Source organism: Pantoea sp. GL120224-02 (assembly GCF_900215395.1).
Lineage (GTDB): Bacteria > Pseudomonadota > Gammaproteobacteria > Enterobacterales > Enterobacteriaceae > Pantoea > Pantoea communis.
The window spans coordinates 22481-37127 of record NZ_OBEC01000007.1 but is presented as its reverse complement, the minus strand read 5'-3'; the positions used below and the strand labels follow the sequence as shown (position 1 = coordinate 37127).

Sequence of the window (14647 nt, the reverse complement as noted above, 5' to 3'; positions counted from 1 at the left end):
TCGTGGCTCAACACAGTGCTACAGACGTTGCACGAAGAAAATGCGTTTTCTCTGATTGTGGCGCTGAAGGGCATCTGTCACGGAAGGGGGTGCCTGATCGGTTCAGCTACGTGTTTTGCCAACATTAAGAATAGCAGGCTGCGCCAAAGCCGCAGGCGAAGCCGTGGCAATCTGTGCCCTCGTTCTTTGAGCGCCTTCACCCTCTTTTGTGCCGCAGATTCCTATACTGGTGTTTTTTCAGCCGTGCCAAAGGATGCCAAATGGACGATCAACTCAAGCAAAGTGCGCTCGATTTCCACCAATATCCCACTCCCGGAAAAATTCAGGTTTCCCCCACCAAACCGCTGGCGACGCAGCGTGATTTAGCACTGGCCTATTCGCCGGGCGTGGCGGCACCTTGCCTGGAGATTGCTGCCGATCCGCTGGCGGCGCACAAATACACCGCACGCGGCAATCTGGTGGCGGTGATTTCGAACGGCACGGCAGTGCTCGGTCTCGGCAATATCGGTGCGCTGGCCGGTAAGCCGGTGATGGAAGGCAAAGGAGTATTGTTCAAGAAATTCGCCGGCATTGATGTGTTCGATATCGAAGTGGATGAGCTGGACCCGGATAAGTTGATTGAGGTAATCGCCGCGCTGGAGCCGACCTTTGGCGGCATCAACCTTGAAGATATCAAAGCGCCTGAGTGCTTTTACATTGAGCAGAAATTGCGTGAGCGCATGAAGATTCCGGTATTTCACGATGATCAGCACGGGACCGCGATTATCTGTACTGCGGCGGTGCTAAACGGTTTGACCATCGTGAAAAAGGCCATCTCAGATGTGCGGCTGGTGGTGTCTGGGGCGGGCGCATCAGCCATTGCCTGCCTGAATTTGCTGGTGGCGCTCGGCATGCAGAAGCACAACATTGTGGTGTGTGATTCTAAAGGGGTGATTTACCGCGATCGTGAACCCAATATGACGCCGACCAAAGCCGAGTACGCCATAGAAGATAAAGGCGCGCGTACGCTGGATGAGGTGATTGCCGGTGCGGACATCTTCCTCGGCTGCTCGGGTCCGAAAGCGATGACGCCAGAGATGGTGAAGAAAATGGCACCCAATCCACTCATTCTGGCGCTCGCCAATCCCGAACCGGAGATCATGCCGCCGCTGGCCAAAGAGGTACGGCCGGATGCGATTATCTGCACCGGACGTTCAGATTTCCCCAATCAGGTGAACAACGTGCTGTGTTTCCCGTTTATTTTCCGCGGGGCGCTGGATGTGGGTGCCACGGCAATTAACGAAGAGATGAAACTGGCGGCGGTGCATGCGATTGCGGCCTTAGCGCAGGCCGAGCAGAGCGATGTGGTGGCCTCCGCCTATGATGATCAGGATCTGAGTTTTGGACCGGAATATCTGATCCCGAAACCGTTCGATCCGCGTTTGATTGTGCAGATCGCGCCTGCTGTGGCGAAAGCGGCGATGGAGTCCGGCGTGGCGACGCGGCCCATCGCTGACTTTGATGCCTATCGCGAGCAGCTCACCGAGTTTGTGTACAAAACCAATCTGTTTATGAAGCCGATCTTCTCGCAGGCGCGTAAAGAACCGAAGCGCGTGGTGATGGCCGAAGGAGAGGAGGCGCGGGTGCTGCATGCGACGCAAGAGCTGGTGTCGCTGGGGCTGGCGAAGCCGATTCTGATTGGTCGCCCAAATGTGATTGCGATGCGTATCCAGAAGCAAGGATTGAAGATTGAAGCGGGCAAGGATTTTGAGATCGTCAATAACGAGTCCGACCCGCGCTTTAAAGAATACTGGAACGAGTATTACCAGATCATGAAACGGCGCGGTGTGACGCCTGAAACCGCTCAGCGCGCGGTGATCGGTAATCCAACCTTGATCGGCGCGATCATGGTGCATCGTGGCGAGGCTGACGCGTTAATTTGCGGCACCATCGGCGATTACCGCGAGCATTACGATGTGGTGGAGAAGGTGTTTGGTTTCCGCGACGACGTGAAGGTCGCTGGGGCAATGAACGCGCTGCTGCTGCCGAGCGGGAATACTTTTATTGCGGATACTTACGTGAATGAAGATCCGAGTGCGGAACAGCTGGCGGATATCACATTGCTGGCGGCCGAAACGGTGCGTCGTTTTGGTATCGAACCACGCGTGGCGTTGCTGTCTCACTCCAGCTTTGGCACGTCCAATGCGCCGGGCGCACGCAAGATGCGCGATGCATTAGCGCTGATTCAGAGCCGTGCGCCAGAACTGGAGATTGATGGTGAGATGCACGGTGATGCGGCGTTGGTGGAGAGTATCCGACGTGAACTGATGCCCGACAGCCCGCTGAAAGGCACGGCTAATTTGCTGATTATGCCGAACGTGGAAGCGGCGCGTATTAGTTATAACCTGTTGCGCGTGTCGTGCTCGGAAGGCGTGACGGTGGGGCCGGTGTTGATGGGGATCAGCAAGCCGGTGCATGTATTGACGCGGATTGCATCGGTTCGGCGCATTGTGAATATGGTGGCGTTAGCGGTAGTGGAGGCGCAGACCGAGCCGTTGTGATGGGATGACGTGGCTAAAGGCTAAGGGCCTGGGGGGGTTGGTGTGGGCCTTAGCCCCTCTGCTGCTGCCGGGCAGTCCTCGCGCCGCTAACGCGGTGCCCTCGGCTTCCACGTCGTGCCGACGGACCGTTCGGGGATCGACCATCCCTGGTCGGCCCCGAACTGATCCACGCATCCCTGCGTGGATCTCCTGGCCCAACGTAAAAGCCTCAGCGCTGCGGATAGCCCTTGCAGCAGCAGAGGGGCTAAGGCCATCAACATTTGTGCTTTCCTGCAAAAGAACTATTCACCCAATCCCAGCCAATCCTTCACCGGCAAGAAATCACTGTAGAGCGCAGCTTCCGGCGTGCCGGCTTCGGTTTGGTAATCATATTCCCAGCGCACCAGTGGCGGCATCGACATCAAAATCGATTCGGTGCGGCCGCCGGTTTGCAGGCCGAACAGCGTGCCGCGATCCCACACCAGGTTGAATTCAACATAGCGTCCACGACGATAGAGCTGGAACTGACGTTCGCGATCGCCCCATGGCAGCGCCTTGCGCTTCGCGACAATCGGTAAATAGGCATCCAGATAACCCTTGCCCACTGCCTGCATAAAATCGAAGCAGTGATCAAAGTCTGGCGTATTCAGGTCATCGTAAAACAGCCCGCCGATGCCGCGCTGTTCATTACGATGCTTGAGGTGGAAATAGTCGTCACACCATTTTTTGTAGCGCGGATAGACGTCTTCACCAAACGGCTGGCACAGGTCAAACGCGGTTTGATGCCAGTGCAGCGCATCCTCTTCGAAACCGTAATACGGCGTGAGATCGAAACCGCCGCCGAACCACCATACTGGATCGGCACCCGGCTTCTCAGCAATGAAGAAACGCACGTTGGCGTGACTGGTGGGGATGTACGGATTTTCCGGGTGGACCACGAGTGACACGCCCATGGCTTCAAAACTGCGGCCGGCCAGTTCAGGGCGATGTGCGGTGGCAGAGGCGGGCATCTGATCACCGTGTACGTGGGAAAAATTCACGCCTGCCTGCTCAAACACCGCGCCGTTGCGTAGTACGCGACTGCGTCCGCCGCCGCCGCCTGGGCGCTGCCAGTCATCTTCGGCGAAGGTCGCTGTACCATCGGCAGCGGCCAGCTGGGCGCAAATTTCATCCTGTAGCGTCAATAAAAACGCTTTGACGCGGGAAATATCGGGATTGCTCATGAGTCACTCGTTCCGGAAATTTGCCGCGATTCTATCACAGGACAGAGCTACGCCTGGCGACGATCGTACTCGTTGAAGTAATTGACGATACCGTCGGCAATCGCGCTGGCAATCTTCTGGCGAAAGGCAGTGGTACCCAGCAGTTGCTCCTCACGCGGGTTGGTAATAAAGGAAGTTTCGACCAGCACTGACGGAATTGAGGGCGACTTCAACACCGCAAACGCCGCCTGCTCGGTGTGCTGGCTGTGCAGATGATGCACTGGGCGAATTTGATCCAGGACGTGTTTGCCCAGCGTGAGACTATTGCGGATGGTGTCCGTTTGCACCAGATCGAACAGAATCTGGTTTAGGTAGTTATCTTTCTCCTGCACTGCCGCGCCACCGACTTTATCGGCATCGTTTTCGCGCTGCGACATGTAGCGCGCCATGGCGCTACTGGCACCGCGATTCGACAGGGCGAATACCGACGCGCCGTTGGCATCCGGGCTAGTATAGCCGTCGGCGTGGATCGACATAAAAAGATTGGCACCGTGCTGATGCGCGATTTCCACGCGTTGATAGAGCGGAATAAAGTGATCACTTTCACGCGTCAGTCGCACTTCCACTTTAGGGTGATTTTGCAAAAGCGTACGCACGGTGTTGGCGATTGCCAGCACGATGTGCTTCTCTTCTGAACCTTCTTCGCCCACCGCGCCCGAATCAATGCCGCCGTGGCCCGGATCGATCATCACGATGCGTTTACCGTTAGTCGCCGGTTTCGGCGGGGTGTGACCTTTGCTGACGCGCAAATCGGCGCTCTCTTCTTTTGCCATCACCGCGCGCGGTGACAGCACCGCCAGCGCCAGGCCAGAGAGAATCAACTGGCGGCGATTGGTCAGCCGCTTCAGCAGTGAAATTTTACTCATAATGGGGTCCCTGACAGAAAATCCTGCCCAGTGTTATATCGTAACAACTGCCTTGCGGCGACTTCACAACCATTTCAGCGCATTACTTTGTATTACACGTTACTAACAGCAATTTAGCCGTTTTTTTCCACCGTTGCGCGGCGGGAGGGTTGCGCCTGGCAAAGAATGCGTGATAATCAGCGAATTGTGCTTAATAGCAGGGTAACGCCGATGGAAATCCGCTCATTCCGCCAGGAAGATTTTGAAGAAGTGATCACGCTCTGGGAGCGTTGCGATCTGTTACGTCCGTGGAACGATCCGGAACTGGATATCGAACGTAAAATGAACCACGATCCGGAGCTTTTTCTGGTGGCGGAAGTCGGCGGTGAAGTGGTCGGCACGGTGATGGGCGGTTACGATGGCCATCGCGGATCGGTCTACTATCTGGCGGTGCATCCCGATTATCAGGGGCGCGGATTTGCTAATGCGCTGATGAATCGTCTGGAGAAAAAGTTAATTGCGCGTGGCTGTCCGAAGATCAATCTGATGGTGCGTGAAGAGAACGATCAGGTTCTCGCCTTCTACGAGAAACTCGACTACGAGCCTGTGGATTCGGTGTTGCTGGGTAAACGTTTAATCGAAGACCGCGAATATTAAGCCGCCGATGATGGGGCTGAAATATTTGCCAGACGATTACGATGCAAAAGGGCAGCTACGGCTGCCGTTTCTTTTCTGGCCGATTCTGTTATTGCAGGCGCGCACCTGGCTGTTACTGGTGATGGCGGGCGCGTCCCGTCAGCAGGGTAACGATCTGCTGGCGCTGTTCTATCCCGATCGTCAGAGCTTTTGGATTGGATTGGCGCTGGGCATTCCGGCGGCAGCGGGTTTGCTGCTGACCGGCTATCGCCAACGCTGGCCGCGACTGTGGCAGAGTTGGCGGCAGGTGCTGAGTGTGTCGTTATTGATTAGTCTGTTGTCACAAGGCTACGGGCTGATACAGGGCGCTTTTCCGGACTCTCCGTGGCCGTTACTTTTAACGCTGTTTGATCTGCTGGCGTTGATTTGGCTGCAAACCCATCAGCGCCTGCGCGACTGTTTTCTGCCGGAACATCACATCGAATAAACTTTTTGCCGGTTTGCGACTCCAACAGGCACGCCAATCGGCACAAGAGATCAAGGAGCATTCATGAAAGTTGTTCGTCCCGCACTGCTGGTTAGCGCCATGATGCTGGCAGGTTGCGCCAGTTCAGGTTCCTCTACCGCCTCCAGCGCGAGCGAAAGCCATTGGTATAATCCGCTGAGTTATCACTGGTCGGCACTCAATCCAATGAACTGGTTTGGCGGCTCGTTAACCGTGACCGAACAAGGTGTGGCAGGCCTAAGCAGCACCACCCCGATGTCAGAAGCGGCGATCGGTAAAGCGTTAAACAATGATTATCAGCTGCGTCAGGGCATGCGCACGCAGAATGGCCAGGTGGTTGATTTCTGGCAGGCGCTGGAAGATGGCAAAGTGAAACTGGTGATCAACGGCCAGAGCAGCGTTGAACGCGTTGAAGTGATGGATGCCGATGCAAAGAGTGCAGACGGCAGCAAGATTGGCGATCTGTTTAGCGCCAAATTCAGCAAAGCCTTCGACAACTGCAAACTCACTACCGGATTAGATGCGCGCGATGTTGAGTGCCGTGCTCCGGGCAGTCAGCACATCTCTTATGTCTACAGCGGCGAAGGGCATGGACCAGAGGGATTGATGCCGGCTGACGACACCTTGAAAAGCTGGAAAATCAGCAAAATCGTCTGGCAGCGCTAAGCAAAAAATAATTGCGTTAACGCACAATCACTGTGTGGCTTTCCGGTATGATATGGGCGAAAAAACGTCCTAACTTTCATGCCGGAGAGCAGTGCAATGCCTCAATTCCAGAGCGGGATCCTGTTGGAACACCGCCGTTTCGCCATTTGGCTAGAAGCTCGTATTACGGGCGATCTCGATGCTGTCCGCCAGGGGAGCAAAACCTTCCTGCAACAACTCGATGCGCTGCAACAGAAATTTGCCGATGCCGGACTGGGCGCGGTGATCGCCTTTGGCGATGCGCTGTGGCGCGATCTGCAAGGTGCGGATTCAGCGCCAGAATTGAAAGCCTTCTCTCCATTGGGCAAAGGCATTGCACCCGCCACGCAACGCGATCTGCTTATCCATATCCAATCTCTGCGTCATGACGTGAATTTCTCGCTGGCACAGGCGGCATTAGCGGCCTTTGCTGACGCCGTGAATATTGAAGAAGAGACCCACGGCTTCCGCTGGGTGGAAGAGCGCGATCTTTCCGGCTTTGTTGATGGCACGGAAAACCCGCAAGGCGAGGCGCGTCAGCAGGTGGCAATTATTGCTGAAGGCCCGGATGCCGGTGGAAGCTATGTTTTCACTCAGCGCTGGGAGCACAATCTCAAACTGTGGAATCGTATGGCAGTGGAAAAGCAGGAAGCGATTATTGGCCGCACCAAAGTGGATAATGAAGAGTTGCCGGGCGATCAACGTCCCGCCACCTCGCATCTCAGCCGCGTTGATTTGAAAGAAGAGGGCAAAGGGTTGAAGATTCTGCGCCAGAGCCTGCCGTATGGTTCGGCCAGCGGCACTCATGGCCTGTATTTCATCTCGTACTGCAACCGCTTGTATAACATCGAGCAGCAACTGCTGAGCATGTTCGGCGAGCGTGACGGCAAAATGGATGCGATGCTGCGCTTCACTAAGCCGGTAACGGGCAGCTACTTCTTTGCGCCTGCGCTGGATGCCCTGCAAGCGCTGTAATACGCCAGTGAGCGGCCTTGCGTGCCGCTCACCACGAATCCCGTCTGTTGCATAATCTCTCCCGCCGTCTTATGCCTTTTTAGACTTTGAAATCCCCAAACGATATATAAAACCGTTACTGGTTTGCCCTGAGTTATAAATACACTGACAGCATTTAATGGCATTGGCGATTTCGCCGACGAGCAGGGTGCAGCATGACACTTCCGATTGCGAAAAAATGGATGAGCGGAATCGCCTTGTCACTGGCGTTAGCCGGTGCAGCGCAGGCAACAGAGTTGTTGAACAGCTCTTATGATGTCTCGCGCGAGCTGTTTGTTGCCCTGAATGCGCCGTTTGAGCAGCAGTGGAATGCTGCGCACCCCACTGACAAGCTGACGATTAAACAATCGCATGCCGGGTCATCAAAACAGGCACTGGCTATCTTGCAGGGCCTGCGCGCGGACGTGGTGACTTACAACCAGGTGACGGATGTGCAGGTGCTGCATGATAAAGGCAACCTGATTCCAGCCGACTGGCAAGCCCGTCTGCCGAACAACAGCTCACCGTTTTACTCCACCATGGCTTTTCTGGTACGCAAAGGGAACCCTAAGCAGATCCATGATTGGTCGGATCTGGCACGAGACAAGGTGAAGCTGGTATTCCCGAATCCAAAAACCTCCGGTAATGGCCGTTATACCTATCTGGCCGCCTGGGGCGCAGCCGACCAGGCGGATGGTAAAGACAAAGCCAAAACCGAAGCCTTTATGACGAAATTCCTGAAAAACGTCGAGGTGTTTGATACCGGCGGCCGTGGCGCGACGACCACCTTCGCCGAACGCGGTTTAGGGGATGTGCTGATCAGCTTCGAATCGGAAGTGAACAACATCCGCAATCAGTACAGCAAAGATGACTACGAAGTCATCGTGCCTAAGACCAATATTCTGGCGGAGTTTCCGGTGGCGTGGGTCGACAAAAACGTCGAGCACAACGGCACCGCTGACGCGGCCAAAGCCTATCTGAATTTCCTCTATTCCCCTGAGGCGCAGAAAATCATTACCGGTTTCTATTATCGCGTGAACAATCCACAGCTGATGGCGGAACAGAAAGACCGCTTCCCGCAGACCGCGCTGTTTAATGTGCAGGATGCCTTTGGTGGCTGGGATAACGTGATGAAAACCCATTTTGCCAGCGGCGGTGAGCTGGATAAATTACTGGCAGCGGGGCGCGGTTGATGTTTGCTTTAGCGCAAAAGCGCGTGCTGCCAGGGTTCGGTCTCAGCCTCGGCACCAGCCTGCTGTTTACCTGCCTGATCCTGCTGTTGCCGATCAGCGCACTGCTGATGCAACTGTCCAACATGACACTGGCACAGTATTGGGATGTGGTCACCAATCCGCAGCTGATTGCGGCGTATAAAGTCACGCTGTTGTCAGCGGGCGTGGCGTCCATCTTCAATGCGTTCTTTGGCATGTTAATGGCATGGATTCTGACCCGTTACCGCTTCCCCGGCCGCGCGTTGCTGGATGGCTTAATGGATCTGCCGTTTGCATTGCCTACCGCCGTTGCCGGTCTGACGCTGGCGGGGTTGTTCTCGGTGAGTGGTTGGTATGGTCAATGGCTGGCTCATTTCGATATTAAAGTCTCTTACACCTGGCTGGGCATTGCGGTGGCGATGGCCTTCACCAGCATCCCGTTTGTGGTGCGCACCGTGCAACCAGTGCTGGAAGAGTTAGGCCCGGAATATGAAGAAGCGGCTGAAACGCTGGGTGCGACACCGTGGCAGAGCTTCCGCCGTGTGGTGCTGCCAGAGGTGGCGCCCGCGCTGTTAGCGGGCACGGCGTTATCCTTCACGCGCAGCCTGGGTGAGTTTGGTGCGGTTATCTTTATTGCGGGCAATATCGCGTGGAAAACCGAAGTCACCTCGCTGATGATTTTTGTTCGTCTGCAGGAGTTCGATTACCCGGCAGCCAGTGCTATCGCTTCGGTGATCATGGCGGCTTCGCTGCTGTTGCTGTTCGCGATTAACACCTTGCAGAGCCGCTTTGGCCGTCGCTTAGGAGGCCACTAATGGCGGAGATTTCGCAGATTAATCACGCTGAGCGTCAGCCGGTGAACTGGGGGAAATGGCTGCTGATTGGCGTGGGCGCGCTGGTCTCTTTCCTGCTGCTGGTGGTCCCGATGATCTCGATCTTCTGGGAGGCACTGAGCCAGGGGATCGTCGCCTCGCTCTCTAATTTAAAAGATGGCGACATGCTGCACGCCATCTGGCTGACGATTCTGGTGGCGCTGATCACGGTGCCGGTCAACCTGGTGTTTGGTACGCTGCTGGCATGGCTGGTGACGCGCTTTACCTTCCCCGGCCGCCAGTTGCTGCTTACGCTGTTTGATATTCCTTTTGCCGTGTCACCGGTGGTGGCGGGGCTGATGTATCTGCTGTTCTGGGGCATCAACGGCCCGGCGGGTGGTTGGCTGGACGCGCACAACATTCAGATCATGTTTGCCTGGCCGGGCATGGTGCTGGCCACTATCTTCGTGACCTGTCCGTTTGTGGTGCGCGAACTGGTGCCGGTGATGTTGAGCCAGGGCAGCAATGAAGATGAAGCCGCGGTGCTGTTAGGCGCATCGGGCTGGCAGATGTTCCGCCGCGTGACGCTGCCGAACATTCGCTGGGCGCTGATGTACGGCGTGGTGCTCACCAACGCCCGTGCCATTGGTGAGTTTGGTGCGGTCTCGGTGGTCTCGGGATCGATTCGCGGTGAGACCTACACCTTACCGCTTCAGGTTGAATTACTGCATCAGGATTACAACACGGTTGGCGCCTTTACCGCGGCTGCATTGTTGACCCTGATGGCCATTTTGACGCTGTTTCTGAAAAGCGTGGTGCAGTGGCGATTAGAGCATCAGCAGAAGCGCCAACAGGAGGAAAATCATGAGCATTGAGATTAAACACATTAACAAAGCGTTCGGCCGTACGCCGGTGCTAAACGATATCTCTCTGGATATTCCTACCGGCAAAATGGTGGCGCTGCTGGGGCCGTCGGGCTCGGGCAAAACCACGCTGCTGCGCATCATCGCGGGTCTGGAGCATCAGAACAGCGGGCAGATTCATTTCCACGGTAAAGATGTCAGCCGTACTCACGCGCGCGATCGCCAGGTCGGCTTCGTGTTCCAGCACTATGCGCTGTTCCGCCATATGACCGTGTTCGATAACATCGCCTTTGGTTTAACCGTGTTGCCGCGCCGCGAACGCCCATCCGCCGCTGAAATCAAACAGCGAGTGACGCGCCTGCTGGAAATGGTGCAGCTGGCTCATCTCGCTAATCGTTTCCCGGCGCAGCTTTCGGGTGGACAGAAGCAGCGCGTGGCATTGGCGCGTGCGCTGGCAGTGGAACCGCAGATCTTGTTGCTGGATGAACCTTTCGGCGCGCTGGATGCGCAGGTGCGCAAAGAGCTGCGTCGCTGGCTGCGTCAGTTGCATGAAGAGTTGAAATTTACCAGCGTGTTCGTCACCCATGACCAGGAAGAGGCGATGGAAGTCGCTGACAGCGTGGTGGTGATGAGTCAGGGCAATATCGAACAGGTCGGCACGCCGGATGAAGTGTGGCAGGAACCGGCCACCCGCTTTGTGCTGGAGTTCCTCGGCGAAGTGAATCGCTTCGACGGTGAGGTACACGGTTCACAGTTCCATGTGGGGGCGCATCGCTGGCCGCTGGGCTACACGCCCGCGCATCAGGGCGAAGTTGAGCTGTTCCTGCGTCCGTGGGAAGTCGATATCTCACGTCAGAGCAGCCTCGAAACCCCGTTGCCGGTGCAAGTGCTGGAGATCAGTCCGCGTGGCCACTTCTGGCAATTAGTGGTGCAGCCGATCGGCTGGCAGGGTGAGGTCTTCTCCGTGGTCTATGACGGCGATCACACCGCTCCGATTCGCGGTGAACGCCTGTTTGTTGGCCTGCAGCAGGCACGACTGTACAACGGCACGACGCCGCTGCGTCCGGTTGCCTTTGCCGAAAGCGCCTGATATTTTTGACACTCCTTCGGGCGGGACTTTCCCGCCCGATTTATTTGCCTCTCTTCTGTCTGGAATCAAACCGTGACCACACTGGAAAATACCATCGGTAATACGCCGTTGATCAGGCTGCAACGCCTGACGCCCGATAACGGCAGTGAAATCTGGTTAAAGCTGGAAGGCAATAATCCGGCCGGTTCGGTAAAAGATCGTGCGGCCTGGTCGATGATTCATCAGGCGGAACAGCGCGGTGACATTCAACCCGGCGATACGCTGATTGAAGCCACCAGTGGGAATACTGGTATCGCTCTGGCGATGATCGCGGCGATGAAAGGCTACAAACTGCGCCTGCTGATGCCGGATAACATGAGCCAGGAGCGGCAGGACGCGATGCGTGCCTACGGCGCGGAATTGATTCTGGTGACGCGCGAACAGGGCATGGAAGGCGCACGCGATTTAGCGCAAGAGATGGCCGATCGCGGTGAGGGCAGGGTGTTGGATCAGTTCAATAATCCCGACAATCCCCTAGGCCACTATCTCACCACCGGCCCGGAAATCTGGCAGCAGACGCAGGGCCGCATGACCCATTTTGTCTCCAGTATGGGCACGACGGGCACTATCACTGGCGTCGGTCGCTATCTGAAAGAGTTTGCGCCAGCGGTGAAAGTCATTGGTTTACAGCCGCAGGAGGGCAGCAGTATTCCGGGTATTCGTCGCTGGCCCGAGGCTTATCTGCCGGGGATTTTCCGTCCTGAATTAGTGGATGAGGTCATCGATATGGCACAGCGGGAAGCCGAGGAAACCATGCGTGCGTTAGCGCAACGTGAAGGGATTTTCTGCGGCGTGAGTTCCGGTGGCGCGGTGGCCGGTGCGCTGCGCATCGCTAATGCCCATCCCGGCAGTGTCGTGGTGGCGATAGTTTGCGATCGCGGTGACCGCTATCTCTCCACCGGCGTGTTCCACTGATCTTCTCTTCCCCGCATTTTATCTGGCCTGCGCGTTCTGTTGTGGTGCGACCGGGCCATTTTTGTCTATAGTCTCCCTGATAATCCTCTGGTGTTGGCACTGTAAGGATCGAGTAAAATCGGCTGCGCTCATTGCCAACTCAGGCCAAAATAGCGGCAATTTTGTACGAGAGATAAAGATGAAAATTCTGCTTGTTGATGACGATGTAGAACTTGGCACCATGCTGAGCCAGTACCTGATTGCGGAAGGCTTTGAAACGCAACTGGTTTTAACCGGAACCGCCGGGATTGAAGGGGCGCTGTCGGGCAACTATACCGCGATGATTCTCGACATTATGCTGCCGGATATGAGCGGTATTGATGTGCTGCGTCAGGTGCGCCAGAACAGCCGTTTGCCGGTGATTATGTTAACCGCCAAAGGCGACAACATCGATCGCGTTATCGGCCTGGAAATGGGTGCGGATGATTATGTGCCAAAACCATGCTACCCGCGTGAGCTGGTGGCGCGTCTGCGTGCCGTACTGCGTCGTTTCGAAGATCAGGCACCGGTTCAGGACAAAAAAGAACTGCTGCGCTGGGGTGAGCTGAGCCTGAATCCGGCCACGCGCATCACCGAATGGCAGGGCAAAGCCTTTGACCTGACCGCCTCGGAATTTAACCTGCTGGATCTGCTGCTGCGTGCGCCCGATCGCGTGGTGTCGAAGGATGAACTGTCAGAGAAAGGGCTTGGTCGTCCGCGTGAAGCTTACGATCGCAGCGTGGATGTGCACATCAGCAATATCCGCCAGAAGCTGGCCGCGCTCACCGCCGACAGCATCAACATTGAAACTGTGCGCAGTATTGGTTATCGCATTCGATGAAACACAGCTACCGCGGCCGCATGTTCTGGAAGATCTTACTGGGCTTCTGGATCGTATTTGTCATCATCAGCCAGCTGCTGTGGCTTGGTTTTACGCTTTCCGGTAATCGTCACGAACCACCCGAAATTGTGGCTATCCGTCGTATTGTGAATTTACAGATGGCGTCCGCAGTTTCTGTCTTGGAGCGCGGCGGACCGAGTTCACTGGATGACATGATGGCCGATTGGGAACCCAACGACCGCCAGTTCTTCTCAGTCATCCAGCATGATAAACCTGCCGCTACGCCCGGCAATGCGCCGCCGGAAACCTTCAGTGAACCCTTCCATGGTCCGTTCCCGGATATCATCGTCCGTTGGGTGAAAGGGCAGGATGGCAAAGAGTACGAGTTGCGTTACGACGTTAAAGGATTGCGCGAGGATAGTTCGATGGGTGGCGGTGGCCCGCGACGTATCCTCAACATCCCAGAGCCGATGTTCACCTTTGCCGGGGCGCTAGGATTACTGTTCAGCTTATTACTGGCCTGGAACCTGACGCGCCCAATGCGCCAGCTGCGTGAAGGCTTTGCCCGCGTCTCCAGCGGCGATTTGTCGGTGCGACTCTATCCGGTCATGCGTCGTCGTCATGATGAACTCTCCAGCGTGGCGCAAGACTTTGATGCCATGGTGGAGCGCCTGGATACGCTGGTGAAGGCGCGCGAGGAATTACTGCACGACATCTCCCACGAACTGCGTTCACCGCTGGCGCGCCTGCAACTGGCAACCGGTCTGGCGCGGCAAACGCCGGAATCAGTGGAATCCTCTCTGAACCGCATCGATGAAGAAGCGCGTCGTCTCGACAAGATGATTGGCGAATTGCTGACGCTATCGCGTGCGGAACATGAAAGTATGCCGGGTGAGCAGTATTTCGATCTCACTGGCCTGCTGCACGCGGTGGTCACGGACGTGCGCTATGAGGCACAGATTCCGGGCGTAAAAGTCGACTTTCAGGTCGATGAGAACGCCGACTACACCGTGCACGGCAATGCCGAGTTGATTCGCCGTGGTGTAGAGAACGTCCTGCGTAATGCGTTGCGCTTCTCGCACAAAGGCCAGCATATCAGCGTGAGGCTACAGGCGGAGAATCAATGGCTGGCGATTCGCGTGCGCGATCAGGGCCCGGGCGTTGACGACGAAAAGCTTTCCAGCATCTTCGATCCCTTCGTACGCGTTAATTCGCCACTGATGGGCAAAGGATACGGCTTAGGGCTCTCCATCGTGCGTAAGGTGATTCTGGCGCACCACGGTGAGGTACAGGCGGTCAATCGCCCTGAAGGTGGCTTAGAGCTAACGTTACGATTGCCACGATGGAAGCAAGACTGAAGGTTTAAGCGCTCACAATCTAACCGCGTTCTTGTGAATCCATAGTAGCGCGCCCA

At 56.2% G+C, this 14647-nt stretch carries 14 protein-coding genes; 12 read left to right on the top strand and 2 right to left on the bottom strand.

What is annotated here, in order from left to right:
- Positions 1-260 precede the first annotated feature (260 nt).
- A complete protein-coding gene (gene maeB, locus CRO33_RS14365) occupies positions 261-2540 on the top strand; it encodes an NADP-dependent oxaloacetate-decarboxylating malate dehydrogenase (protein ID WP_097118567.1) in 2280 nt (759 codons plus the stop codon).
- A 281-nt stretch (positions 2541-2821) separates the two neighbouring features.
- Here maeB and hemF read toward each other — a convergent pair whose 3' ends face one another.
- Both hemF and amiA read right to left on the bottom strand, forming a co-directional pair.
- Positions 2822-3742 (bottom strand): oxygen-dependent coproporphyrinogen oxidase, encoded by a 921-nt coding sequence (hemF, locus tag CRO33_RS14360; protein ID WP_097118566.1) that lies wholly within the window; start codon positions 3740-3742, stop codon positions 2822-2824.
- Between the two features lie 47 nt (positions 3743-3789).
- Positions 3790-4647, bottom strand: coding sequence for an N-acetylmuramoyl-L-alanine amidase AmiA (gene amiA, locus CRO33_RS14355; RefSeq protein ID WP_097118565.1), 858 nt, complete (start codon positions 4645-4647; stop codon positions 3790-3792).
- 210 nt (positions 4648-4857) lie between these two features.
- Between amiA and CRO33_RS14350 the strand changes: the two genes are divergently transcribed.
- From CRO33_RS14350 to CRO33_RS14300, 11 genes are all read left to right on the top strand, one after another.
- Positions 4858-5283, top strand: coding sequence for a GNAT family acetyltransferase (locus CRO33_RS14350; protein ID WP_034825851.1), 426 nt, complete (start codon positions 4858-4860; stop codon positions 5281-5283).
- Between the two features lie 7 nt (positions 5284-5290).
- Positions 5291-5749 carry a DUF2919 domain-containing protein gene (locus CRO33_RS14345; RefSeq protein ID WP_097118564.1) on the top strand — a complete coding sequence of 153 codons (459 nt, stop codon included), beginning with the start codon at positions 5291-5293 and terminating at the stop codon, positions 5747-5749.
- A 63-nt stretch (positions 5750-5812) separates the two neighbouring features.
- Entirely contained in the window at positions 5813-6433 is a 621-nt protein-coding gene (locus CRO33_RS14340) for an RpoE-regulated lipoprotein (protein WP_097118563.1), read from the top strand.
- A gap of 96 nt (positions 6434-6529) precedes the next feature.
- Positions 6530-7426 (top strand): Dyp-type peroxidase, encoded by an 897-nt coding sequence (locus CRO33_RS14335; protein WP_097118562.1) that lies wholly within the window; start codon positions 6530-6532, stop codon positions 7424-7426.
- Between the two features lie 194 nt (positions 7427-7620).
- On the top strand, positions 7621-8637 hold the full coding sequence (locus CRO33_RS14330) for a sulfate ABC transporter substrate-binding protein (RefSeq protein ID WP_097118561.1): 1017 nt from the start codon (positions 7621-7623) through the stop codon (positions 8635-8637).
- Complete coding sequence (cysT, locus tag CRO33_RS14325) at positions 8637-9470, top strand: sulfate/thiosulfate ABC transporter permease CysT (protein WP_034825859.1); 834 nt, start codon at positions 8637-8639, stop codon at positions 9468-9470. The genes CRO33_RS14330 and cysT overlap by 1 nt, the downstream gene beginning before the upstream one ends.
- Positions 9470-10342, top strand: a complete 873-nt coding sequence (gene cysW / locus CRO33_RS14320) for a sulfate/thiosulfate ABC transporter permease CysW (RefSeq protein WP_097118560.1) — start codon at positions 9470-9472, stop codon at positions 10340-10342. Before cysT ends, cysW begins: the two co-directional genes overlap by 1 nt.
- Positions 10332-11420 carry a sulfate/thiosulfate ABC transporter ATP-binding protein CysA gene (cysA, locus tag CRO33_RS14315; RefSeq protein ID WP_097118559.1) on the top strand — a complete coding sequence of 363 codons (1089 nt, stop codon included), beginning with the start codon at positions 10332-10334 and terminating at the stop codon, positions 11418-11420. Before cysW ends, cysA begins: the two co-directional genes overlap by 11 nt.
- 72 nt (positions 11421-11492) lie before the next feature.
- On the top strand, positions 11493-12374 hold the full coding sequence (gene cysM / locus CRO33_RS14310; RefSeq protein ID WP_097118558.1) for a cysteine synthase CysM: 882 nt from the start codon (positions 11493-11495) through the stop codon (positions 12372-12374).
- Positions 12375-12552: 178 nt separating this feature from the next.
- Positions 12553-13233: a response regulator transcription factor gene (locus tag CRO33_RS14305; protein ID WP_034825869.1), complete on the top strand. Its 681-nt coding sequence runs from the start codon at positions 12553-12555 to the stop codon at positions 13231-13233.
- Complete coding sequence (locus CRO33_RS14300; RefSeq protein WP_097118557.1) at positions 13230-14591, top strand: ATP-binding protein; 1362 nt, start codon at positions 13230-13232, stop codon at positions 14589-14591. Before CRO33_RS14305 ends, CRO33_RS14300 begins: the two co-directional genes overlap by 4 nt.
- The last annotated feature ends 56 nt before the right edge of the window (positions 14592-14647 follow it).